The sequence below is a fragment of the Roseovarius sp. genome (assembly GCF_040219995.1).
Taxonomy (GTDB): domain Bacteria; phylum Pseudomonadota; class Alphaproteobacteria; order Rhodobacterales; family Rhodobacteraceae; genus Roseovarius.
On sequence record NZ_JAVJUC010000031.1, the window covers coordinates 51,450 to 77,709 of the forward strand.

Sequence of the window (26,260 nt, forward strand, 5' to 3'; positions counted from 1 at the left end):
GACCAAGAATACTGGAACCAAAGCACCCCGTTGAATCGGGGTGGCTAAGCCATGAAGAATGAGAGTCTGGGGGCGGATCCATCAATTTTCCACTTCATCTTCTGATCGTGAAGTGACGTTCTCCCCCAAAAGCAAGTTTAACCGGCGAGGATCATTGAGTCCAAGTTGATCACGTCTCGCGTTTGGCTCTGTTCGGAGCAGAATTTTTTACTGGGGGGTAAAATGAATTCACCGCTTACATCCGAAATGCTGGTCAACAGCTTTGTCATTGGCAACCAGGACGAACCCAAGGTCGCCACGCTGGCTGACGGCTCCTATTACATCGTGTGGACATCCCAAGGCCAGGATGGCGATCAGGCCGGCATCTTCGCGCAGCATTTCAGCGCGCAGGGCGAGCGGATCGGCGCACCGGTTCAGGTCAACAGCACCGCGGGCGACATCCAGCAGGATGCGGCAATCGCGGCAACCGAGGATGGCGGGTTCGTGATTGTCTGGGAGGCCCAGAATCAGGATAATCCCGGATCAGGTGATTTCGGCGTGATCGGCCAGCGGTTCGCAGCGGATGGCACGAAACTCGGCGATGAATTCATCGTCAACAGCGTCAATACCGCCTCCACCCAGTTCGACCCCGAGGTGGCCGCGCTCCCCGGCGGCGGCTTTGCCGTGACCTTTACCGATGATCTGGGCGATGGCAGCATTGATGGCATCCGGGTGCGATTCTATGATGCGGTGGGTACTCCCACCGGCGACGACATTCAGGTCAACACCGAAACAGGCAGCAACCAGTCGGAACCGGCGATCGCCACCATCCAACCCGGAGCGGATGCAAATGATCTGACCGCTGGCGGTGTTGTCGTGGTTTGGACCAGCCCCGTCGGCGATGGTTCCTCGAACGGTGTCTTTGGTCAGATCTATGCCGCTGACGGCACCGCCGTCGGAACGGAATTTCAGGTCAACACCACGACCACAAACAGCCAGTCCGACGCCTCTGTCGCAGGACTGGACGGCGGGCGCTTCATCGTTGTCTGGGAAGACAATAGCGGCGCCGATGGCTCAGGGGTGGGCGTGTTCGCCCAGATCTACGAGGGGGACGGCACCGCCGTCGGCTCCGAGTTCCAGGTCAATGAGGAGTTCTCCTCCTCGCAATTCGATCCCGAAGTCACGGCCACCAGCGATGGTGGCTTCGTCGTCTCATGGACTTCGGTCAACAGCGGAACGGCTGGCGACGGCAATTCCAACGGCGTCTTTGCGCGCCGCTTTGATGCGGACGGCATAGCGACCACGGACGAGTTCCAGATCAATCAGGAGATCACCTTCGATCAGGAGCTCTCAGACGTGGCGCCGCTCGCCAATGGGGATTTTGTCACGGTCTGGCAATCTGATACCCAAGGCACGGCAGGCGACGGCAGCGGTCTGGGCATCTTTCAGCGGATATTCGGCGATCCCGCGACATTTGTCGAACCCAGCGCATCACCAGAAGTTGAGGCCGTCTCGACAACGCGGATCTTCTCTGAAAATGCGGTGAACGCGGCACCTCAACGCGTGGATGCAGATGGGGCCGCTGCGGTATCGGACGCAGATTCCGCCGATTTCGCAGGCGGACGGCTGATTCTGGCCTCGCTCGCGCAATCGGTGGCAGAGGATGAATTCGCCCCCCAGGATGCAGATGAGCAGGATCAGCTTGGCCTCGATACCTCCGGTCCAGTTTCTGTGGCGGGCACGGATGTCAGCGTGAACGGCACGCTCGTGGGAACCATCGCCTCGGATGGCGCGAACGGGTCCAATCTGATCATCGATCTCACCGCCAATGCCGATGCGGGTGCGGTCGAGATCCTGATCGAGAACCTGACATATCAGAATACCTCGGACGATCCGCGCCCCTCCACCACGCTCTCGCTGCTTCTCGAAGACGGCGACGGCGCCGCCTCGGACCCGATTGTGATCGACGTACAGATCACCGCAGAGCCAGATATCGACGGCAAGGTCGGGCCAGAGCGTCAGATCAATACGGTAACGGTCGATAGCCAAAGCGATTCCGTGATCGCCGCGCTGGCCGATGGCGGCTACATCTCGGTCTGGACCTCCCGCAATCAGGACAATAGCGGCGACAACGATTTTGGGATCTTTGCACAGCGGTTCGATGCCGATGGCCGGGCCGTGGACGGCGAGTTTCAGGTCAACCAGACGGTAGACTCGTCACAGTTCGACGCCGATGTGAGCGGGCTGAGCGATGGCGGCTGGGTCATTGTCTGGGATGATGACACCATTCAGGGCATCCGCCTGAACCGCTACGATGCCACGGGGGCGCTGACCCAGACCGAAATCCAGGTGGAAACCGAATCCTCCGCATCGCAATTCCAGCCGCAGGTCGAGAGCCTGAGCAATGGTGGCTATGTCGTCACCTGGACGTCTCAGACCAGCGGTGATGCCGGGGACGGCAGTTCCAACGGCGTGATCGCGCAGCTCTTCAATGCCGCGGGAGCCCGTGTGGGGGGCGAGATCATCGTCAACCAGCAGACCGATGGCGCGCAAGATACCTCTGCCGTCGCCGCGCTGGAGAGCGGCCGCTTCGTGGTCGTCTGGGAACAGAACGATACCGCGAATGGCGACGGCTCCGGCAGTTCGGTATCAGCGCGTATCTTCGATGCGGCCGGGGTGCCCGAAGGCGGCGAATTTCAGGTCAACAGTTTCACCAACAGCAACCAGGACGTGCCGCGCGTGGCGGTGCTGGCCGATGGTGACTTCGTCGTTGCCTGGCGCTCCGAGGGGCAGGACAGCAGTTCGGGCGGCATTTACTATCAGCGCTTCACCAATCAGGGCGTGGCTGTGGGCGGCGAGGTCCGGGTCAATGACGTGACGCTCGGCGATCAGACCCTGCCGGATATCATTGCGCTTGATACCGGTGGGTTTGTCATTTCCTGGATTGACACCTCGACCCCCGCGCCCGGCAATGGCCAGGACGTGTTCGCCCAGGTTTTCGATGCCGATGGCACGCGGCTTGACAGCCAGGTGCTGATCAATACGCAGGTTTCGGGAACCCAGGACGAGGCCGTGATGACCGCGTTGCCGAATGGCAACTACGTGGTTCAATGGACGTCGCAGACCTCCGGCACGGCCGGGGACGGGTCCAGCGATGGCGTTTTCCAGCAGATCATCGGGGACCCGCTCGAGATCAGCCAGTCCGCAGCACCTGTTCTGAATGGCCTGCCGCAGATCGTCACGCTGGAGGAGGACGCGGCCAATGCCGGTGCCGCACTTGCACCGGCGGGCGCACTGGCACTGTCTGATGCGGATTCCGCCGATCTGGCAGGAGGGCGCGTGCGCCTGACCCGCATCGTGACCGATCCAGCCATAGACGGGTTCAATGCCCCGGATGATGAAAGCCAGGATTCGCTCTTTGTCGGCCCGCGTGGCGATGTGACGATTGCAGGCACCACGATCAGCGTCGGCGGCGTGGCTGTGGCCGAGATCGTCTCGGACGGGCTGAACGGGGCCGATCTGGAGCTCGACCTGCTGGCAGGAGCGACGACCGAACGGGTGGAATCCGTTCTCAACGCGCTGACCTATCAGACCGACAGCGACAACCCGCGCCCGACGCGCACCTATTCACTCAACATCGAGGATGGTGATGGCGGACTGACCCAGCCGATCTCGTTTCAGATCGCCATCAACCAGGTCGCCGAACCAGACGCACCGCTGCCGGTGGAAAACGAAGAGCAAGTCAATTCCTTTACCTCCGGCAATCAGGGCGACCAAGAGATCACGACGCTCAGCGATGGTGGCTGGGTGGTTGTCTGGACCTCAGACGATCAGGACGGGGATCAGGCTGGCATCTTCGCGCAGCGCTATTCATCCGACGGCGTGCGCATCGGCGGCGAGTTCCAGGTGAATTCGACCGATGCCGATATCCAGCAAGATCCGGTCGTCACGGCACTGGCCAATGGCGGCTGGATCGTTGTCTGGGAGGCGCGCAGCCAGGATGATCCCGGCGCTTTCGATTTTGGGATCATCGCACAGCGCTACAATGCCGATGGCACGACAGCGGGCGGTGAGACGGTGGTCAATCTCTCGACGCCGCAAAGTCAGGTTGATCCGGCGGTCGCAACGATCCCGGCGGGCACCGCAGGCTTTGACGCAGGCGGCTATGTGATCGTCCATGTCTCGGACACGGGCGATGCCTCCAGCGACGGGATCGTGATGCAGCGATTCGCGACCGACGGCACGCCGGTGGGCGGCGAGCAGACGGTGAACATCACCATCTCCGGCAACCAGTCGCAGCCGGATGTGGAAGTTCTGAACGATGGCCGGATCGCCGTTACCTGGAACAATACCGGCAGTGAAATATTTGGTCGGATCTTCAATCCCGACGGAAGTGAAGCGGTCGCCGAATTTGCCGTGAATACGCTCTCGACCAGCGGAAACGCATCCTCGATCGCCGCCACCGCCGATGGTGGCTTTGTCATTGTCTGGGAAGATGGCAGCGGTCTGGACGATTCCGGCCAAGGGGTCGTGGCCCAGCGTTTTGACGCCACCGGCACCGCCGTAGGTGGCGAGTTCGTGGTCAACGAGGACGGCAACGGCACACAGGGCGAGCCGGATGTGATCGGTCTCGACGACGGCCGGTTCGTGATCGCCTGGCGCGATTTCTCGAACGGGGATGACGGCAGCGGCGATTCCACCAAGGCACAGGTGTTCAGCGCCACTGGCGCGCGGCTCGACGGGGAATTCATCCTCAACACCGAGACCACCCTGAGCACTCAATTCTCGCCGAAACTGGCACCCCTGCCGGGCGGCAATTTCGTGACCACCTTCGGCTCTGTGACGTCGGGCACCTCCGGGGACGGCTCTGGCAACGGGGTGTTCCAACAGATCTTCGGCGATGCGGTCAGCTTCATGCCCGGGGCCGCCCCGGTCCTGCAAGGCATCTCGACCTCGGTCACCTTTGCAGAGTCGGACGTCAATGCCGGGTTCCAGCGGATCGAGACCGACAAGACGATCGCGCTTGGCGATACCGATTCGGCCAATTTCGATGGCGGTGTGCTGACCCTGGCCGTGGACGAGACGTTCAACACCCTCGAGCAGCTCAACCTTGGCGACGATGATACGCAGGACATGTTGGGTCTTGTCAGTGGTGATATCGGCAACGGTGATGTGCAGTTCAGCGGTCTGGGCCTCGGCGACACGGTCTCGGTCGACGGCACGGTGATCGGCACGATCAGTGCTGCCGGTCAGACGTTTTCGATCGCGCTCAATACCAATGCCACGGTCGAGGCGGTCGAGGCGGTGCTGGGTAATCTGGCCTATGCCAATGGCTCTGATGCGCCCGCGCCTGCGCGCCGGCTCAGCCTTGATCTGACCGATGGCGACGGACAGGCGTCGGACACGGCCTTCATCGACGTGAATGTGACGCCCGAGGAGGATGTGTCGCTGGTAGTAAGCGAGGAGCGCCGGGTCAATGCCTATACAGAAAGCTCGCAGGACACCGCGCAGATTGTCGAACTGACCGGCGGCGGGTTCGTTGTCGTATGGGAGTCGATTGGCCAGGACGATCTCAACTCCGGGTTCACCGAAGGGGTCTTCGGGCAGCTGTACGACAGCACCGGCGTCCCGGTTGGTCGGGAAGTCGGGATCAACTCCACGACAGCCAACCAACAATTTGAGCCGGTGGTCGCGGCCACTGATGATGGTGGCTTTGTCGTCGTCTGGCGCGGCGTCAATCAGGACGCCCCGGGCATTAATGACGCCGGGATCATCGCGCAACGCTTCGATGCCAACGCCGCGCCGCAGGGCGGCGAATTCGTGGTCAACACCGCAGTTGTACAGTCGCAATTCTCTCCGGCGGTCGCTGCCTTCGAGGGCGGCGGGTTTGTCGTGACCTATGTGTCAGACAATGGCGATGGCAACATCGATTCCATCCTCAGCCAGAGGTTCGATGCCTCGGGCAACCCGGTCGGACCCGAGATTGTCGTGAATACGGATAATGTCAGTGGCAACCAGTCCCAGCCGGATGTTGCAACCCTCGTGGATGGGTCGGGTCTCAATGACGGGCATATCATCGTCTTTACCGCCCCCACATCGGGCGGAGACGGCGATGGCGACTCGGACGGCATCTTCGCCCAGCGGTATGACGCCAGCGGCGCCGCGGTTGGCTCCGAATTCCTAGTGAACACGACCACAGAGAACAGCCAATCGGACGCAGCCGTCACCGGCCTCGGTGGCAGCGGGTTCGTCGTGGTCTGGACGGACAATGCGGCCGATGGGTCGTCCAACGGGGTCTTTGCGCAGCGCTATGATGTGACCGGCACGGCCATCGGCGCGGAGTTCCGGGTCAATACCGACCGGATCAACTCCGAATCCGATGCCGATGTCACAGCACTCAGCGATGGCGGCTTCCTGGTCAGTTGGACAGCGGGCAGCAGCCAGGATGGCTCGGCCGATGGGATTTTCGCACAGCGTTTTGCCGCCGACGGGGCCCGCGTGGATGGCGAATTCCAGGTCAACGAGGAGATCTCTTCAACCCAGAATCAGTCGGCGGTCACGTCCTTCGGCGATGGATTTGCAGCAATCTGGACATCGACCACCAGCGGAGGTGCGGGCGATGGCAGCAGCAATGGTGTCTCCCTGCGCACATATGTTCCCACAGATCCCGCCGATACCTCCCCTGATCTGAGCGATGTGGAGCGGTTTGTTCAACTCTTCGCAGATGATGTCACGGCGGGCGCGCAGGTCCTAGACGACGCGGTGGCGTTTTCGGACCCGGACAATACCGATTTCGATGGCGGACGGCTTGAGGTCTACTACACCGCCGGTCAGACGGCGACGGATCAGCTATCGATTGCCACCGATGCGGATGTCAGTATCTCAGGCAACACGATCAGTGTGAACGGCACGGCGGTCGGCACGATCGACGGCACCCAGAACGGTGCCGATGGTACGTCTCTGGTGATTGATTTCAACGCCTCTTCGGATGCCGCCTCGATCAAGTCGATCATGGAGCATCTGGCCTATGGCTCGACCGACAGCGCGGCCGCTGTCACCAATTCGTTGCGTGGGATCGGCTTTGTCATCACCGATGGCGATGGCGGCCAGACCGAGCCGGACTCGATCTTGGTGAATATCCTGGCGGGCACATCTGCATCCACAGGGCTGGTGACGGATGACTGGGGCCAGCGCGAAAACGAACAGGGCAGCACGGTGCGTTCGGTCAGCGAAGCCGCGCTGAATGCAGCCCCGGTCGTGATCGACTCCGACATTGATTTCGATGACTTCGAAGGCACCAGTTTCGATGGCGGCTCCCTTCGTGTGCAGGAAGTGTTCAGCGGCATCGCCAGCATTCGGCTTTCGGTGCAGGATCAGGGCATCGGCAGCGGCCAGATCGGGTTCGACGGCACCAATGTGTCTTATGAGGGCACAGTGATCGGCACCGTGAACGGGACGTTCAATGGCGTGACCAATGCCACACTTCAGATTGACTTGAACGCAAATGCCGATGCCACAGCGATCGAGGCGCTGGCCGAGGCGCTCACGTTCGGTTTGGACGGGGCCTACAATACGACGACGGCGGGCTTCGACCTGACGATCCAGAATCAGGCCGGGGTGACCAGCAATTTCAACCGGGCGCAGGCGTTCAGTGTCGAGCGCGACTTCGTGCAAGTCCTGCAATCGGACAGCCCCGAGGCGCAGGTCAACACCTTCACCGCCGACGATCAGCAATCGCCGCGCATCGCGGCGCTGAGCGATGGCGGTTACGTGGTCACCTGGACGTCCGAGTTCCAGGATAATCCGGCCAGCGGCAATCGCGGCATCTTTGCCCAGCTTTACAACGCGCAGGGCGTTCAGGCTGGGGCCGAATTCCAGGTCAACGACATTGCTGCGGCGGATCAGATCCAGCCGCGCGCCGTGGGTCTGGACAATGGCAACTTCGTCATCATGTGGACGGAAAGCGGCAACAGTCGCGACGGCAGCGGTCAGAGCGTCTATGGCCAGCTTTACCAGAACGACGGCACCACGCTTGGCACGGCCTTCCAGGTCAATGAGGAATTCTCCTCGGACCAGAATTCGGCGCAGATCGTCGATCTGGGCGCAGGCCGGTTCATGGCGATCTGGGATTCCCAGACATCGGGTGACGCCGGTGATGGCAGCGGTCGCGGCATCTTCGGGCGCACCTTCGATGCGACTGGCACGCCCGAGGCCGGTGAGTTCCAGATCAACTCGAGCACGACCAGCAATCAACTGCGTCCGCGCGCAACCGAACTACCCGACGGCGATGTGATGGTCGTCTGGGAAGAGCGCGGCGGCGCCGATGGCAGCAGCACGGGCGTCTTTGCGCAGCGCATCGACAGCAATGGCGCGCTGGTGTCCTTCGACGGCACGACCGCAGGCGCGGACGAGCGGCAGATCAACACCACCACGTTGAACACGCAGGACCGCCCGGATGTGGCGGCGCTTCAGGCCAGTGCGGCCTTGCCCTCGGGCGGCTTCGTCTTTGTCTGGGAAAGTGTCGACAGCAGCGGTGACGGCATTTTCGGCCAGATCTATGACATCAACGGCGTGGCCCAGGGCGGCGAGTTCCAGATCAATGCCGTGGAACTCTCCACCCAGTTCGATCCGGTGGTGGTCGGCACCAATGATGGCGGCTTCGTCGTCGCGTGGTCGGATAGCAGCGGAGTTGACGGCAGCGGTCAGGGCGTGACCGCGCAGCGTTTCAACGCCGATGGCAGCGTCGATGGCCTGCCCTTCGTGGTCAACAGTGAAACATCCGGCACCCAGAGCCAGCCGGATCTGGCGGTACTGGCCAACGGTGCGCTGGCAGCGGTCTGGACGTCACAGACATCCGGCAACGCGGGCGACGGCGACCGCAACGGCGTGTTCCAGGCTCTGTTCGATCAGCCTGCGGGCCCCGCGGGCTCGGGCAATCCGGTGCTGGAAGGGATCGAGGAAACCGTCAGTTTCCTTGAATCGGTGGTCAACGCGGCGCCGCAACTGCTCAATCAGGATGGGGCGGTCTCGCTCACGGACATGGACTCGGCCGATCTGGATGGCGGCAGCATCCTAGTGTCCCGCATTGTCGGCAGCGGCGCAATTCAGGATGAATTGCGCGGCCCGGGCGAAGGCGCGGCACAAGATGCGTTTGGCGTTCTGGACGGCAATGGCGTGAGCGTTTCCGGCAATCAGGTCTCGGTGAACGGCAATGTCATCGGCACGATCGTCCGCGACGGCACCGACGCTCAGCCGCTGGAGATCGCGCTGAGCAGCGCCAATGCCACGCCCGAGGCGGTCGAGACGGTAATCGCGCAGCTGTCCTATGCCAACCTCTCAGACGGCCCGACGCCAAGCCGACAGATCGTGGTGCAGGTCACAGATGGCGATGGCGGCTCGACCGGATCGCAGGTGATCACGGTCAATATCACGCCCGAGGCGGACAGCACCGTTGTCGCGCAAGGCGACGAAGACCAGGTCAACACATTCGTGCCCGGCAGCCAGAGCGATGCGGCGGTGTCGGAAATCTTCGATTCCACCGGCGCGCAGATCGGTTATGTCGTGGTCTGGCAAAGCGCCGATCAGGACCGGGTGCAGGATAATGGCGCCGGTATCTTCGGCCAGCGCTATGACCTCAACGGCGATCCGACAGGGCCTGAATTCCAAGTGGCCCTGCACTCGGAATTCAACCAGACCGACCCGTCGGTCACAGGCCTGCCCACCGGTGGCTTTGTCGTCGGCTGGGAAGATAACAGCTGGGGGCATCCCGACGGCGTGCCGAATGGCGAGACCTCGAACGGGGTCTTCGCCCAGATCTTCGACGAGGCGGGCACCCGCGTCGGTGACGAGTTCCTTGTCAACGACATCACCCCGAGCACGCAGAACCAGGTGGAGTTCGCGGCCAAATCCGATGGCACGATCGTGGCGGTCTATACCGATCAAGGCGGTGCCGATGGCAGCGGTCAGGGCGTGTTTATGCGCGAGTTCGACACTACCGGCACGGCGCTTGGCGCGTCGGTGCAGGTGAATGTCGAGACCTCCTCGACCCAATCCGACCCCTCGGTCACCGTGCTGAGCGGCGGGCGTGTCGTGGTGACATGGACCTCTTTCACCTCTGCCTCCGCAGGCGATGGCAGTTCCAACGGCGTCTTTGCGAGGGTGTTCGAAGCGGATGGAACGCCGGTCAGCGGTGAAATTCCGGTCAACACGACCACACTCAACAATCAGGATCAGGCCCGCGTCGCGGCGCTCACCGATGGCGGCTTTGTCGTGGTCTGGGATGACGACAGCGGCATCGACGGCAGTTCCACCGCCGTTTTCCAGCAACAATTCAATGCTGACGGCACCCCTGTGGGCGGCGAAACACTTGTCAACGAGACAACTTTTTCCACGCAGAACGATCCCTACATAACCGCGCTCGATACCGGCGGATGGGTCGTCGCATGGACGGATTTCAGCGGTGCGGATGGTAACGGAGTAGGCGTCTTCGGCCAGCAGTTCGCTGCCGATGGCAGCCGCATCGACGGCGAGTTCCAGATCAATACCGAGTTCTCCTCGACCCAGAGCGAGCCGCGTCTTGTCAGCCTGCCAAACGGCGGGTTCGCGGCGGTTTGGACGTCCCTGACATCCGGCACTGCCGGAGATGGCGACAGCAACGGCATCTTCCAGCAGGTCTTTGCCACACCCGGCGACGTGCTTGTGTCAGCGGCACCCGTCCTGAACGGGTTCGACACCGCGCAGACATTCGACGAGGCCACCCTCAACGCCGGAGGTCAGAAAATCGCCCCCTCCATCGGCTTGGGCGATGCGGATTCCGCCAATTTCGATGGCGGCACCCTGACCGTCTCGATGACCACCAACGATACCATCCAGCCGCAATTCGGCCCGGTGGATGACGCGACGCAGGATCAGCTCGGGTTTGACACATCCGGCGATGTCTCGGTCACGGGTGCCACTGTTTCGGTCGGCGGCACGGCCATCGGCACGATCACCTCGGATGGCGCGAACGGGGCCGATCTGGCGATCGCGCTCAATACGGATGCCACGGCGGACCGGATCGAGACGCTGATCCAGAACCTGACCTATGCCAACATCTCGAACGATCCCGAAACATCCCGTCTGGTTGCGATCCAACTGACCGATGGCGATGGCGGGCATGTGCGCGAAACCGTCGATATCACCATCACGCCGGAAACCGACGGCGCGGTCGCCGTGGATGACGAGGTGCAGACCAACTCCTTTGCCACCGGCGAACAAACCGACAGCCATGTGGCCCGGCTGGCCGATGGCGGCTATGTCATTGTCTGGACCTCGAACAACCAGGATGCGACCGGTGACAATCAGGATGGTGTCTTCGCGCAGCGGTATGACGCCTCGGGTGCCCCTGTGGGCGGCGAGTTCCAGGTCAACACCACGACGGCGTCCCAGCAATTCAACGCGCAAGCCATCGGCCTTTCCACAGGCGGTTTCGTCATCGCGTGGGAGGATCAGTCCGGCCTGACCGGCGATGACAATGATGAAGAAGTCGTCCTGCAGGTCTATGATGCCAACGGCCAGAAACTCGGCGGCGAGATCGTGCGCGACAGTGCGACGTCGATTGACCCGGATGCGCCTGCACTGGCGGCCTTCGGCAATGGCGATTTCGTGCTGGTGCATCACGCGCGCGACAACACCTCCCCCTTCCTCGACAAGATCCTGATCCAGCGCTTTGACGATCAGGGCGGCGTTCTGGGCACCGAGGAAGAGATCGCGCCGCTCGACTCGGGCGGGGCGACCAATCCGCATGTCGCCGTGCAGTCGGATGGCACCTATGCGGTGGTCTTCACCGACCGCAACGTGGACAATCCGGGCGACAATGATATTGGCGTCTTCCTGCAGCGCTTCGCTGCGGATGACAGCCAGATCGGTGGACCGATCCAGGTCAACACGCTGGAGCGGTTCAGCCAGTTCTCGCCGCGCATCGCGGCGACCGAGGATGGCGGCTATGTGGTCGTCTACGAATCCGACATCGCCGATGATTTCGCGTTCTCGACGTCCGCCGGTATCTACGGCCAGCGCTTCGACGGGCTTGGCAACACCGTGGGTGACGAATTCCTGGTCAACCGGGTCGTCGACAACAGCCAGTTCCAGCCCGACGTGACCGCGATCGAGGGATCGGGCGGCGGCTTTGCCGTAACCTATACCGACAGCAATGGAACCGATGGCTCCAGCTGGGGCGTGTTCCTGCAGCAATACGATGCGCAGGGCAACCGCATCGACGCGCCGCTTCAGGTCAATCAGGAGTTCTCCGGCGTTCAGCAACAGGGTGCGATCGCCAGCCTGCCGAATGGCAACCTCGTGGTGTCCTTCACCTCGCAGACCAGTGCATCGGCCGGCGATGGCAGCGGAAACGGCATCTTCCACCGCATCCTCGGCGACCCGGCCGATTTCGCCAGTGGCGGCGACCCGGTTCTGGAGGGGATCAACCGCACGGTGACCTATGCCGAGAACACGCTCAACGGCGTGCCGCAACTGATCGACGCCAATGGCGCAGCGGCAGTCTCCGACCCGGATTCCGCCGATTTCGACGGCGGCTCGATCCTTGTGTCCAACCTGATTTCCTCGGCACCGCTAATTGACCAGATCAATCCGCCCGATGACCTGACCCAGGACCAGCTTGGCCTGCGGCAGGACGCGCGGGTGAGCATTGCGGGCACCGCTGTCTCTGTGGATGGCACGCAGGTGGGGCAGATCATCCAGAACGGCCAGAACGGCACACCGTTCGAGCTTTCTCTCAATGCCAATGCCACGGCCGAGATCGTGGAACTTCTGGTCGAGCATCTGACCTATCGCAACATCTCGGACGATCCGCTGCCGACGCGCGACCTGCGCATTCAGGTGACCGACGGCGATGGCGGGGCGTCCGAGCCACAGCTTGTCACCATCACGATCACCCCCACTCCCGATGCGGCGCAGCCGGTGGGCAATGAGCAGACCGTCAACACCACCGATACTGGCAGCGAGGACAACCCGGCCATCGTTCAATTGCCCGGCACCGACGGCGATTTCATCGTGGTCTGGCAAAGCTTCGGCACCGATGGCGACCGCACGGGCATCTTCGCGCAGCGTTTCGACGTGAACGGCAACAAGCTGGCGCGCGATGGCACCGGGCTCGCCTCGGGCGACAGCGACGAATTCCAGGTCAATACCACCACCACGCAGGATCAGTTCGATCCGCAGATCGCAGCCTTTTCCAATGGCGGCTTCGTGGTGATCTGGACGGATGACACGCTCGACGGCAGCGGTTCGGGCGTCGTCGCGCAGGTCTTCAACCCCGACGGCACGCCGAGCGGAGCCGAGTTCGTGGTGAACAACCTAACCTCCTCGAATCAGAACCGTGCCGAAGTGGCGGTTCTGGAGGACGACAGCTTTGTCGTGACATGGGAATCGGTGGATTCTGCTGGCGCGAGCGATGGCAACGGACAAGGCATACTGGCCCGGCACTTCGCCAATGACGGCACTCCGTTGGCTGGCCAGTTCGTGGTCAATACTGAAACCACGAGCACACAATCCGATCCGGCGATCACGCAATTGAACGATGGCGGCTTCCTGATCACATGGGAGTCGTTCTCCTCCAGCGGCACGGCGGATGGTGACCGGTTCGGGGTCTTCGCACAGCGCTTTGACGCAAGCGCCGCTCCGGTGGGCCCCGAGTTCCAGATCAACACCTCGACCCGGGGCGATCAGTTCGACCCGCAGGTTGAGGTCCTAGCCAACGGCAATCTGGCCGTCACTTGGACCGACGATAACACTGATCTCAGCGGCCAGGGCGTCTTTGCCGCGATCTACGCCCCCGACGGCACGCCGGTCACAGAAGAATTCCGCGTCAACGACCAGCGGATCAGCAGCCAGTTCGAGCCGGATATCGCCGCGCTCGATACGGGCGGCTTCGTGATCGCCTGGACCGACAACAACGGCACTGACGGCAGCGGTCAGGGCGTCTTTGCCCAGCAATATGACGCCAATGGTAATCGCCTCGACAGCCAGTTCCAGGTCAACACCACCGCGGCAGGCACCCAGAACCAGCCCGCGGTCGAGGGGCTGCCGGGCGGTGGTTTTGTCGTCAGCTGGAACGGCTCTGTCCTGATCCAGATCTATGGCAACGAGGCCCCGACGATCTCTCCGGTCTCGGCCGAGGGCGAAGAAGATACCGCGATCATCCTGGATGCGGCGATTTTCGACGCCGGCTTCACCGACCCGGACGGCAACACGCTGCAGGAAATCCGGATCGAGACCTTCCCCAATGACGGCGTGCTCGAACTCTCGGGCAGCCCGGTTCTGGCCGGTCAGGTGATCAGCCGCGCCGATCTGCTGGCAGGCAACCTGATCTATACCGGCAATCAGGATTTCAACGGAGCGGATGACTTCCTCTGGACTGGCTCGGACGGGATCGCCTTCTCGTCTGATCCGCCGGTCGCCGCCAACATCACCGTGAACCCTGTCAATGACGCGCCGGGGCTCGAGGCCGGGCCGAACACCTCGGTGGGCGAAGGTGTGGCGCTCAACCGGCAACTGACGCTGAGCGATCCGGATATCGACAACCGCAGCTTTACGATCGATTTTGGCGATGGCTCCGCGGTGCAGAACTTCAACTCCACCTCGCTTACCCCCAATATCTCGCACAGCTTTGGTGCCGAGGGCACGTTTACCGTCACCGTGACGGTGGATGACAATGCAGGCGAGGCGAACTCGGTCGAGACCGACACGTTCACAGTGACGGTCACCAATTCCGACCCGAACGCCGCCAACGACTTTGTCTCGGTCAGCGAGGATGGCCCCGCCACCAGCGGCAATGTCCTGATCAATGACAGCGACCCGGGCAATGACCCGCTGACCATCAGCCAAGTCAACGGACAGTCCGCCAATGTTGGCAGCCAGATCACGCTCGCCTCGGGTGCGCTCTTCACGCTCAATGCCGATGGCACATTCGACTATGATCCCAACGGCCAGTTCGAGGGCCTCGCGGCCTTCCAGAACGGCTCGGATCAGGTGACCTATCAGGTCTCCGACGGCGAAGGCGGGCTTGATACCGCGACGCTCTTTGTCACCGTCAACGGCCAGAACGATGCCCCGATCGCACAAGACGACGCCTTCAACGCCAATGACAACTCAACCATTTCCGGCAATGTCCTCGATGACAATGGCAGCGGCGCGGATAGCGATATCGACAATTCCTCGACCCTGACGGTTACGGCACTCAACGGGCAGGCCGGTGATGTGGGCAACCAGATCACCCTTGGCTCGGGCGCTCTCTTGACACTCAACAGCGACGGCACCTTCGATTACGACCCCAATGGTGCCTTCACCGGCGGCGGCACCGAGACATTCAGCTACACGCTGGAGGATGACCGGGGCGCCACCGACACGGCCACCGTGACGATCACGCTCAATGCCACCAACCAGCCGCCGGTGGCGCAGGATGATACGATCAGCACCGATGAGGAAACGCTGATCACCGGCAACGTTCTGGCCGATAATGGCAACGGGGCGGATTCCGATCCAGATGCCGATCCGCTGACCGTGACGCAGATCAACGGCGTTACCGCCGATATCGGCAATCCGGTCACGCTGACCGGGGGTGGCACCGTCACCCTGCAGGGCAACGGTGATTTCAGCTTTGACCCGAATGGCCAATACGAGGATCTGGGCGTCGGACAATCGGCGACCGAAACCTTTACCTACACCATTCAGGACGGACAGGGCGGCAGCGACACCGCCACAGCCACGATCACGATCAACGGGGTCAATGATGCGCCGGTGGCCTCCACAGACAATGACACCACCGACGAGGACAACACGACCACCGGCAATGTCCTGACCAATGACAACGACATCGACGGGGACACGCTGACCGTATCCGAAGTTGCCGGATCGGCCCTCGCGGTCGGCGTGGCGACAGCCACCACCGGCGGCGGCTCGATCACTCTGAATTCTGATGGCAGCTACAGCTACGATCCCGGTACAGCCTTCAATTTCCTGGCGCAGGGCGATGCGGCGACCGACAGCATCCAGTACACGGTCGATGACGGGCAGGGCGGCACCGATACCGCCACCCTCTTCATCACGGTCAATGGCGTCAATGACGCCCCCACCGCACAGGATGATGCCGTGACCGCGTCGGAGGACACGATCCTCAATGGCAATCTGACCGCCGACAATGGCAACGGGCCTGACAGCGACCCCGATCAGGGGGATATTCCGTTCATATCGGAAGTGAACGGCGAGGCCGCCAATATCGGAAGCCAGATCACCCTGGCCTCGGGCGCGCTGCTGGTGGTCAATGGGTCTGGCACCTTCACTTATGATCCCAACGACCAGTTCGAGACGCTCAACAGCGGCGAGACGGCGACCGACAGCTTCACCTACACGCTGCGGGATTCCGAGGGCGCGACCGATACCGCAACCGTGACCGTCACGATCAACGGTAATGCCGATCTGCCCGTGGCCACAGACGATACTGCCACGACAGATGAGGACAGCGCCACCTCCGGTGCAGTGCTGACCAATGACACGGACGCCGATGGCGACACGCTGACCGTCAGCGAGGTGAACGGACAGGCCGGCAATGTGAACACCCAGATCCTCCTTGCCTCCGGCGCGCTGCTGACAATGGGCGGCGATGGCACCTTCGATTACGACCCCAACGGGGCATTCGAGGGATTGGCCGTGGGCGAGACCGGGACCGACAGCTTCACTTACACGGTCAGCGACGGCAATGGCGGCACCGATACGGCAACGGTCACGATCACCATCGACGGGGTGAACGACGCACCCGCAGCGCGGCCCGACACCTTCTCGACCGACGAGGAAACGACACTTTCGGGGCTTGACCTCTTTGCCAATAACGGCGGCGGGGCGGATAGCGATCCCGACATCTCGGATGTGCTGAACGTGACACAGGTGAATGGCGAGGCCACCGATGTCGGCAGCCAGGTCACCCTCGCCTCGGGCGCGTTGCTTACGGTGACCGCAGATGGCACGGCCAGCTATGATCCCAACGGCGCATTCAACGGGTTGTCGGCGGGCGTCACGACATCCGACAGCTTCACTTACCAGGTGTCTGACGGCAATGGCGGCACCGACACGGCCACCGCCACCGTGATCATCACCGGGGTGAACGATGATCCCGACGCGGTGGATGACGGGCTGAACGTGGCCGTGGATGCGGCACTTTCGGGCAATGTGCTGACCGACAATGGCAACGGGGCCGATAGCGATGTGGACACCGACGACAGCCTCTCGGTGATCGCGCTCAACGGCTCGACCGCCGCACTCGGCACCGCCACCGCGCTGACCTCAGGCGCCAGCGTGACACTCAACGCCGATGGCACCTTCGACTATGATCAGAACGGGGCCTTCAGCGGGCTTGGCGCCGGGGATACCGCGACCGATACCTTCAGCTATCAGATCTCCGACGGCAATGGCGGCACCGATACGGCGACGGTGACCATCACCATCGGCGGCTCGAACCTGCCACCCGTCGCGGTGAATGACACCTTTGCCACGGATGAGGACACTGCCTTTACCACCGGCAGCGTTCTGGCAAATGACACCGATGCCAACAATGACATCCTCACGGTAGCCGCGCTCGATACGACCGGAACCATCGGCCTTGTCACCGACAATGGCGACGGCACCTTCGACTATGACCCCAACGGCCAGTTCGAAGGGCTGGATGACGGCGAGAGCGCCACCGATACGTTCAGCTACACGGTTTCAGATGGCAATGGCGGCACCGATACCGCCACCGTCACCGTTACCATCGACGGGGTGAATGATGCGCCCACGGTGACACCGCTTGCGGTGACCGCAAGCGAGGATGACGCACCGCTGAATATCGACCTGCTTGCCGGAACGGCTGACGTGGACGGCGATACCCTGAGCGTTCAAAACGCGCTCGCCACGTCCTCGGACGGGCGCGCGCTGGCGGGCATCGTCTCCATAAGCGGGAATTCGGTCGCGCTGACACCTGATGGGTTCAACGATCTGGCCGCAGGCGAAAGCGCACAGATCACGATCAGCTATGACGTCTTTGACGGAACAGTGACCGTGCCAAACACCGCCACGATCACCGTGACCGGTGCCAATGACACCCCCACCGCCGAAGATGATGCCTATTCCACCGATGAGGACACGGCCATTGTCGGGGCCAATGTCTTCGCCGACAATGGCAATGGCGAGGACCGTGACCCCGATACCAGCGACACGCGCACGATCACGGCGGTCAATGGCAATGCCGGGAATGTCGGCACCCAGTTCGCCCTGACCTCGGGCGCGCTTGTCACGCTGCTGGCGGATGGCACGCTCGATTACGATCCCAACGGCCAGTTCGAAACGCTCGCCCTCGGCCAGAGCACGACCGACAGCTTCACCTACACGATCAGCGACGGCAATGGCGGCAGCGATACCGCCACAGTCTCCATCGCCATCAGCGGGGTCAATGACGCCCCCGAAGCCAATGACGATGCCCTGACCGTGACCGAGGGTGCCTCCGGATCGGTAGTCGTGACGGCCAATGACACCGATATCGACACCGGGGATGATCCCGAGATCCTGTCGGTCGATACAACCGGCCTTGCCGGCATCGTCACCATCGGTGCCGACAACGACACGCTCACCTACGATCCCAACGGGGCGTTCGAAAGCCTTGGCATTGGTCAGAGCGCGACCGAAACCTTCTCCTACACGGTCTCGGACGGCAATGGCGGCTCCGACAGCGCCTCGGTCACCGTCACGATCACAGGCGAGAACGACCCGGTTCAGGCCATCGATGACGGCGGTGCGAATTTCACCACCGACGAGGACAGTGCCTTTGTCACCGGCAACGTGCTGACCAACGATACCGATGTCGATGGCGATACGCTCTCGGTGACGGGGCTCGATACAACCGGAACGCTCGGTCTGGTCACCGACAATGGCGATGGCACCTTCAGCTACGATCCGAACGGTGCCTTCGACAGCCTCGAGGCCGGGGAGCAGGCGACCGACAGCTTTGTCTATACGGTCAGCGACGGCAATGGCAGCAGCGATACTGCCACGGTGACGATCACCATCGACGGGGCGGCAGACGGCACCGGCCCCAACATCATTCAGGGCACGCCCGGGTCGGACGGCCTGGTCGGCACCGCCGGAGCGGATGAAATACGCTCAGGTGGCGGACCCTTCGACTTCATGACCGGCGGGGCCGATACCGATACCTTCGTGTTCGAAGCGGCTGACGGCAATGGTCGGGAACAACTTGAAATCCTCGATTATACGCCGGGCGAAGATCAACTCGACCTGAACGGAAACGACATCGCCTTCTCGTTCTCGTTTGGCGCTGCCACCTATATTTACATCGACAATGCCGAGTTTGACCTAGTGATCGTCAACGGGGCGGCAACAATCGCGGATATAGATTTTGTGTGAGGGACCAATGGGATATCATGAAAACGGCACCGTTATCCACAATGCGATTCGGATACGTGGCATTGTGAAGGTACTCTGGGGGAAAACTGAAATGCGTATCACAAGACTTCTGCAAGGTGCCGTACTGGCGATGGCCATGTCGTTCTCCGCGGCACCTGGGGCATCGGCGGCAACCGTGAATACCGTTGTGCCCGATGGATCAGGCGCTGTTATCACCGCCACGAGCTTGGCGAACCTTAGTACAAACGGTATTTCATTTTCTGCTTTTCTTCCGTCTCCGGTTCCGTTTTTGATCAACGGATCAGCATTCGGTGGCAGTAATACCCTCACGGTTTCGCAACCCCCAACGTCACCGCAGTACCTCTTCGGGACTTTCCTTGACGGCAGATCACAGGATGGCATCGTGGAATTGCTCTATTCCCTGATCACCGTGAACCCGGCCAGCGGCTTCGGCTCTCTGGCTCTCGTCACGCTGGAAGAGGTTGGGACGACCAGTTTCTTCGACGACAATACCATCTCGGGCCTTGCCACCAGACCAACGCGCGATGATGTCGCGGTTAACATCACAATCCGATCTGTCGCTCCAATCCCCCTGCCTGCCGGCATCATCCTGCTGCTCACCGGGCTCGGGGCGCTTGGCCTCGCCCGCCGCCGCGCTGCGGCTTGATCAAGGGACGTCCGGAACCGCGTACCGCCGCAAAGCGGGGGCCTAGGCGGGTAAACGTGGCCATTGTTGCGGCCAAGATCGCGTCGGATCTTAGCAGAGCAGTCCATCAAACCGGTATCACCTGCAAAGCAACCATGCAAATCAGCGCTTCGTGCCTTTTTTGTTATGGCGACCATACCTGATCCTTTGCACGCATGCTCCGTCTCACAAGTGATCATGTGGCATTTCTTCAGGAAAGCGTATCGACCTGTAAGTCGTTAAGCGCTTGATTTTCTCTAATACATTCACTACAATAATATTAGTATATCTTATTTAAATTTCTCTGGTTGGGGGCCTCGTAATGTCAATGAGACATTTTTCTCGTATCGCGTCGATTTTTTTCCTCTGCATAACTGTTGCCGGTGGTGCCAATGCTGCGTCGATTACACCCGGTAGTTTCACGGCGGATGCGGTGGAGGATTATGAGGCAACACCAGGTGGTAACGCCAATCTGACATCGCTTTTCGGCGGAACGGTTTCTGTGATGCCAAGTAGCAACGATCATCGGTCAGTGGATGCGGGTGATTGGACTGATTTCCGTACAGGCGGTGCGATTGTTCCAAGCTCTGGCAACCGCTTTGGTACGATTTTCGGCTTCAGTGGTTTCCAGCTTGATTTCACGGGGCTTGGCGGGATTTTCGGCTTTGGCGGTTTCGCGAGTGCGGCCGGCCAAGGCAACGACGTGATAGAGTTCTTTGATCTTGGTGGGAATCTCGTCGACACCTTTACCGAGACAGGCGGATTCGGCCCTGGCAATGGTACTATGGTAGAGTTCAGCTTTGTGTCAGATATGGCGATCGGTTTGATAAGGCTTTCTGGCCCGGAAACCGCCTTCGACGATCTGGCTATCGCAACCTCCTCGACGCAGCCGATCCCGCTGCCCGCCGGCATCATCCTGCTGCTCACCGGGCTCGGGGCGCTTGGCCTCGCCCGCCGCCGCGCCTCCGCCTGACCGGTCTTTCGCCACCACCCACAAATTCGTCAGGGTGTTAGCTCACGCAGGGCGTTCAGGATCACGGCCTCTTCATCGGTTGGTATCACGGCGGTGACGACACGGCTCTCGGGGGCCGAGATCACTTTGTCCTGCGCCTGATTGGCCGCCGCATCCGGGACAAGCCCGAGCCAGTCCAGCCCGTTCATCACCCGCGCCCGGACCTCTGGCGCATGCTCGCCGATCCCGGCGGTGAAGATCAGCGCATCCAGCCCGCCAAGCGTGGCGGTGAGCGCGCCGATCTGGCGCAGGATCATGTGCACGAAGAGCGCCACAGCCTCCGCCGCCTCGGGCGCGGGGCTGGCCAGCAGGTCGCGCATGTCGGGGCTGATCCCCGACACCCCCAGCAGACCGCTCTCACGGCCCAAGAGCCGCTCCAGCCCATCCGCATCCATCGCGCGTTCCCGCATCAGGTGCAGCAACACGCCCGGGTCAATCTCGCCGCAGCGCGTGCCCATCATGAGCCCGTCGAGCGCGGTGAACCCCATAGTGGTCTCGACACTCTTGCCGTCCTTCAGCGCGCACAGACTCGCCCCGCTGCCCAGATGCGCAACGATCACCCGACCCTGCGCCAACCGCTCGCCAAGCACCTCCGGCAGACGCCCGGCGATATAGGCATAGGACAGCCCGTGAAAGCCGTAGCGCAGGATACCCTCGTCGCTCAGCGCGCGCGGCAACGCATAAAGCTGCGCCACACGCGGGCGGCTCTGGTGAAAGGCGGTGTCGAAACAGGCGATCTGTCGCGTGCCGGGCCAGTGCCGCGCCACCGCCTCGATCCCGGCGAGATTGTAGGGCTGATGCCCCGGGGCTAGCGGGCAGAGCCTGCGCAGCTTTGCCATCACCTCATCGGTGATCTCCGTGGGGGCCGCGAACTCGCGCCCGCCATGCACCACGCGATGCCCGGCACCTGTCACCTCCATCGGCCCGAAAGTGTCCGCCAGCACCGTCAGCAGCCAATCGATCAGCGTCTCTGTCTCGGCACTCTGCCCAAGGTCCGGATGCACCTCCTGCATCTCCTCTGCGCGATGCAGGATGAGACGCGGCGCGCGGCCGACACCGTCGATCAGGCCATGCACGATCCGGGCCTGCCCATCATCGCCATGCAGGGCGAACTTGATCGTCGAGGACCCGGTATTGAGGATCAGCAAAGCGCGCCGCATCAGCTCGCCTCAACCGGCTCCGCAGCCGCCGCCAATAACCGCGCCAGCGCCGCCGAGGCGAGCCGTGCTGCCGCGCTGTCGGAGCGGCTGGTCAGCATGATCGGCACCCGCGCCCCAAGCGCCACACCCGCCGCCTCGGCATTGGCGAGATGGATCAACTGCTTGGCGATCATGTTGCCGCTTTCGAGATTGGGTGCCACGAGAATATCGGCACGCCCCGCCACGTCCGACACGATCCCCTTGGCCGCCACCGCTTCGGGCGAAATGGCGTTGTCAAAGGCCAATGGCCCGTCGACCAGCCCACCAGTGATCTGGCCACGATCATGCATCTTGCAAATCGAGGCCGCCAGCAGGGTCGAGGGCAGTTTCGCCGTCACCGTCTCGACCGCAGACAGCAAGGCAGCGCGCGGCACCTCGATGCCAAGCGCGAGGGCCAGATCAAGCGCGTTCTGCACGATATCGGCGAGCGCGGGCAGATCGGGGGCAATGTTGATCGCCGCATCGGTGATGAACAGCATGCGCTCGTGATCTGGCACATCGAGGGCAAAGACATGGCTGAGGCGGCGCTCTGTCCGCAGCCCGTGGGCGCGGTCCAGAACCGCCTCCAGCAACTCGTCGGTATGCAGCTTGCCCTTCATCAATGCCTTGGCGCGGCCCTCATGCACCAGCGCCACGGCGGCCTCGGCGGCGGCGTGGCTGTGCGGTGCATCAATGATCCGCGCGGCGTCGAGCGTGACACCCGCCTCCACTGCGGTGGCAAGGATCTTGGCACTAGGCCCCACCCAAAACGGCGCGATCAGCCCCGCCGCTTCGGCCTGCAGCGCGCCGGTCAGGCTCAGCGCGTCGCAGGGATGCACCACCGCCGTTGGCAGGGGCGGCAGCGCGCGCGCCTGATCAACCAGCGCCCGGAACCGCGCACCGGGATTGTGCAGGCGCACCATCGGCAGGGCGGTGACCGCCCGGCTGACCTTTTGCCTTGGGGCAAGCACCTCGGCCTGACCCTCGATCACCACCTGCCCGTGCTGATTGCGGCACTGGCAATCGAGCGTCACATGACCGCTTTCAAGGTCGATCTGCGCCACGCTCACCCGCACCGTGATGCTGTCCCCGATGGCGACGGGCCGCCGGAAATGCAGCGATTGATCGGTATAGATCGTGCCCGGCCCCGGCAGCCGCGTGCCCAGCACCGCCGAGATCAGCGCACCACCCCACATGCCATGCGCGATGACGTGGTGAAACGGCGTGCCATCGGCATAGGCGGCATCGAGATGCGCGGGGTTCACGTCGCCCGACATCACCGCGAACAGCTCGATATCCTCCTGCGCCAAGACGCGCACCATCTCGGCGCTCTCGCCGATGCGCAACTCGTCCAGCGTGCGGTTCTCAATCATCTCGGGCATGGTGTCACATCCGGACATGGCGTCCTCCGTCGATATGGGTGATGGTGCCGGTGACACCCGATGCGCCCTCCGAGGCGAGAAAGGCCGCGACCGCGCCGACCTCGTCTATCGTGACCAGCCGCCGTTCGGGGGCGCGATTGCGGGCGTCCTCCATCAGCTCATCGAAATCCTCGATCCCCGAGGCGGCTCGGGTCGCAATCGGGCCGGGCGAGAGCACATTGGCCCGGATCGCCTGCGGCCCCAGTTCTGCCGCGACATTGCAGGTCACCGCCTCCAGCGCAGCCTTGACCGGCCCCATGATGTTGTAATGATCGACCACTTTCTCGGCACCGTAGTAACTGACGGTGAGCAGGCTACCACCGCCCTGCATCAAAGGCTCGGCCTTTCGCACCAGACGCAGGAAAGAGTGGCACGAAATGTCCATCGCCTGCCCGAACCCATGCGCCGAACAATCGACCACCCGCCCGTGCAGGTCGTCCTTGGGGCAGAAGGCCACGGAATGCAGCAGGAAATCAAGCCGCCCCCAGAGCGCGGTGATATGGTCAAAGACCGCATCAAGCTGCGCCGGCTGCGTGAGGTCGAGCGGCAATAGCGCCTCGGCCCCGACCGCCTCGGCGACCGGCTCCACATGCGGCAGGGCGCGGTCGTTCATGTAGGTCAGGGCAAGCCGCGCGCCCTCACGCGCGAACGCCTTGGCACAGCCCGCGGCGATGGAGTGATCATTGGCCACCCCGACCACGAGACCGACCTTATCCTTGAGCATCATGGCCTGTTCTCACCTCTGAAACACATAGCTGCCGGGCGCATCGCAAATCGCTTCATATCCGGCCTCGGGCCGCCCCATCGGCGGCGGCGCAACACGCTCGCCCGAGCGCGCGCCAAGCCACTCGGCCCAGCCCTCCCACCAGGATCCCTCTTGCGGGACCACGGCGGCAAACCACGCCTCGGGGTCCTGATAACGCTCGCTATGCGGATGGGTGGCGATGCGGTAATGGCGGTGGCGGTGACCGGGTTCAGAGATGATCCCGGCATTATGCCCGCCGCTGGTCAGCGCAAAGGTGACATCGGCATCGGTCAGATGATGGATCTTGTAGACCGATTTCCACGGGGCGACATGATCGGTCTCGGTGCCCACGGCAAAGATCGGCAGGTCGAGATCGGTCAGCGACAGGGCCTGCCCGTCGATCCGATACTTGCCATGCGACAGCCGATTTTCCAGAAACAGCCCGCGCAGGTATTCCGAATGCATCCGGTAGGGCATGCGCGTGGAGTCGGCATTCCATGTCATCATGTCATTCGGCTCGGACTGCTCGCCCATCAGCTTTTCATGGATCATCCGCGACCAGACCAGATCGTTGGAGCGCAGCATGGTAAACGCCCCCGCCATCTGATCACCGGTCAGATAGCCCTGATGCCACATCAAATCCTCCAGTAGCGCCACCTGCGCCTCCGACACGAAAAGCGCCAGTTCCCCGGCCTCCGAGAAATCCACCTGCGCCGCCAGCAGCGTCATGGAAGCCAGTCGCGTGTCGCCTGCACGCGCCATCGCCGCCGCCTGGATCGACAGCAGCGTGCCGCCCAGGCAATAGCCCGCCGCATGGATACGCTCCGCCCCGGTGATCGCGCCAATCGCGTCAAGCGCCATGCGCGGCCCCTGATCCAGATAATCCTGCATCCCCATATCGCGATCCTCGGCCCCCGGATTGCGCCACGAGATCACGAACACCGTATGCCCCTGCGCCACCAGCCAGCGCACCAGTGAATTATGCGCCGAAAGATCGAGAATGTAGTATTTCATGATCCATGCGGGCACGATCAGGATCGGCTCGGGATGCACCGTGTCGGTGGTCGGGCTGTATTGGATCAGTTCCGCCAGATGGCTGCGCGCCACCACCTTGCCGGGCGTCGCGGCAATCTCTTTGCCCAGCCTCAGATCGGTCGATGCCTCCTTGGGTGCCGCGACATCGGCAACCGTGTTCATCAGCCCCTGCATGACACTACCCCCCTGCGTGTCGCGGGCGCGGGCCAGAACCTCGGGGTTGAGATGTGGGAAATTACTGGGTGCCATCGTATCAAGCGCCTGCCGCACCGCGAAACTCAGCGCCGCCTCGTTGGCCGGGGTCATGCCGCGCACATCGGTGGTGGCGGTCTGCCACCACTCCTCGGTCAGCAGGAACCCGTCGCGCAGCATCGAAAAGGGCGGGCTGTTCCAGTGATCGGAGGCGAACCGACGATCCTGCGCTACCGGGTCCGCCGTCTCTGCATTGAGCGCGCGCTTTGCCAGGATCGCGGGGGCCTGCATCGCCTTTTCCGCCAGCTTGGCCTGCTTGCCCGGTGCGGTGCCCAGATGCACCGACCAATCCGCCATCGCCTGCCACAGCGCCGACGGCGCCATGCCACCGGTCATCTGCGCGATCATCATGCGCGACATGCGGTCCGCGAAATCATGGTAATCGGTATGGTCGTCCGGAGATGGTCGCCCTGCGGTCATGGTGGCCCTCACTTGTCTTTCGGCGTCCTTGCCTCGCAGGTTTATGTAACAGGGACAATGCAGTCGCAGAAAAACTGACCGGAACGG

The 26,260-nt window shown here is 62.5% G+C and carries 7 protein-coding genes; 3 read left to right on the forward strand and 4 right to left on the reverse strand.

All coding sequences use genetic code 11. The features are described 5' to 3' along the window. The first annotated feature begins 222 nt into the window (after window positions 1-222). The 3 genes from RID11_RS14040 (at window position 223) to RID11_RS14050 (ending at window position 21,083) form a co-directional block, all read left to right on the forward strand. Window positions 223-19,425, forward strand: a complete 19,203-nt coding sequence (locus RID11_RS14040; protein WP_350140244.1) for a cadherin-like domain-containing protein — start codon at window positions 223-225, stop codon at window positions 19,423-19,425. Window positions 19,426-19,432: 7 nt separating this feature from the next. Next, window positions 19,433-20,092: a VPLPA-CTERM sorting domain-containing protein gene (locus RID11_RS14045; protein WP_350140246.1), complete on the forward strand. Its 660-nt coding sequence runs from the start codon at window positions 19,433-19,435 to the stop codon at window positions 20,090-20,092. Between the two features lie 346 nt (window positions 20,093-20,438). Next, window positions 20,439-21,083: a VPLPA-CTERM sorting domain-containing protein gene (locus RID11_RS14050; protein ID WP_350140248.1), complete on the forward strand. Its 645-nt coding sequence runs from the start codon at window positions 20,439-20,441 to the stop codon at window positions 21,081-21,083. A 29-nt stretch (window positions 21,084-21,112) separates the two neighbouring features. Here the strand turns inward: RID11_RS14050 and RID11_RS14055 are convergent, their stop codons facing one another. The 4 genes from RID11_RS14055 to RID11_RS14070 are packed head-to-tail and all read right to left on the reverse strand — an operon-like array spanning window position 21,113 to window position 26,173. After that, window positions 21,113-22,282, reverse strand: coding sequence for an acetate/propionate family kinase (locus RID11_RS14055; protein WP_350140250.1), 1,170 nt, complete (start codon window positions 22,280-22,282; stop codon window positions 21,113-21,115). Next, complete coding sequence (locus tag RID11_RS14060) at window positions 22,282-23,700, reverse strand: bifunctional enoyl-CoA hydratase/phosphate acetyltransferase (RefSeq protein ID WP_350140252.1); 1,419 nt, start codon at window positions 23,698-23,700, stop codon at window positions 22,282-22,284. The genes RID11_RS14055 and RID11_RS14060 overlap by 1 nt, the downstream gene beginning before the upstream one ends. After that, window positions 23,687-24,445, reverse strand: a complete 759-nt coding sequence (gene fabI / locus RID11_RS14065; protein ID WP_350140284.1) for an enoyl-ACP reductase FabI — start codon at window positions 24,443-24,445, stop codon at window positions 23,687-23,689. Before fabI ends, RID11_RS14060 begins: the two co-directional genes overlap by 14 nt. A 12-nt stretch (window positions 24,446-24,457) precedes the next feature. Next, window positions 24,458-26,173: a PHA/PHB synthase family protein gene (locus RID11_RS14070; protein ID WP_350140253.1), complete on the reverse strand. Its 1,716-nt coding sequence runs from the start codon at window positions 26,171-26,173 to the stop codon at window positions 24,458-24,460. Between the last annotated feature and the right edge of the window lie 87 nt (window positions 26,174-26,260).

Excerpts from the sequence above, each read along its gene's own strand:
- RID11_RS14040 (WP_350140244.1), top strand. The coding sequence starts at position 223 with ATGAATTCACCGCTTACATCCGAAATGCTGGTCAACAGCTTTGTCATT.
- RID11_RS14045 (WP_350140246.1), top strand. The coding sequence starts at position 19,433 with ATGGGATATCATGAAAACGGCACCGTTATCCACAATGCGATTCGGATA.
- RID11_RS14050 (WP_350140248.1), top strand. The coding sequence starts at position 20,439 with ATGAGACATTTTTCTCGTATCGCGTCGATTTTTTTCCTCTGCATAACT.
- RID11_RS14055 (WP_350140250.1), bottom strand. The coding sequence starts at position 22,282 with ATGCGGCGCGCTTTGCTGATCCTCAATACCGGGTCCTCGACGATCAAG.
- RID11_RS14060 (WP_350140252.1), bottom strand. The coding sequence starts at position 23,700 with ATGTCCGGATGTGACACCATGCCCGAGATGATTGAGAACCGCACGCTG.
- fabI (WP_350140284.1), bottom strand. The coding sequence starts at position 24,445 with ATGCTCAAGGATAAGGTCGGTCTCGTGGTCGGGGTGGCCAATGATCAC.
- RID11_RS14070 (WP_350140253.1), bottom strand. The coding sequence starts at position 26,173 with ATGACCGCAGGGCGACCATCTCCGGACGACCATACCGATTACCATGAT.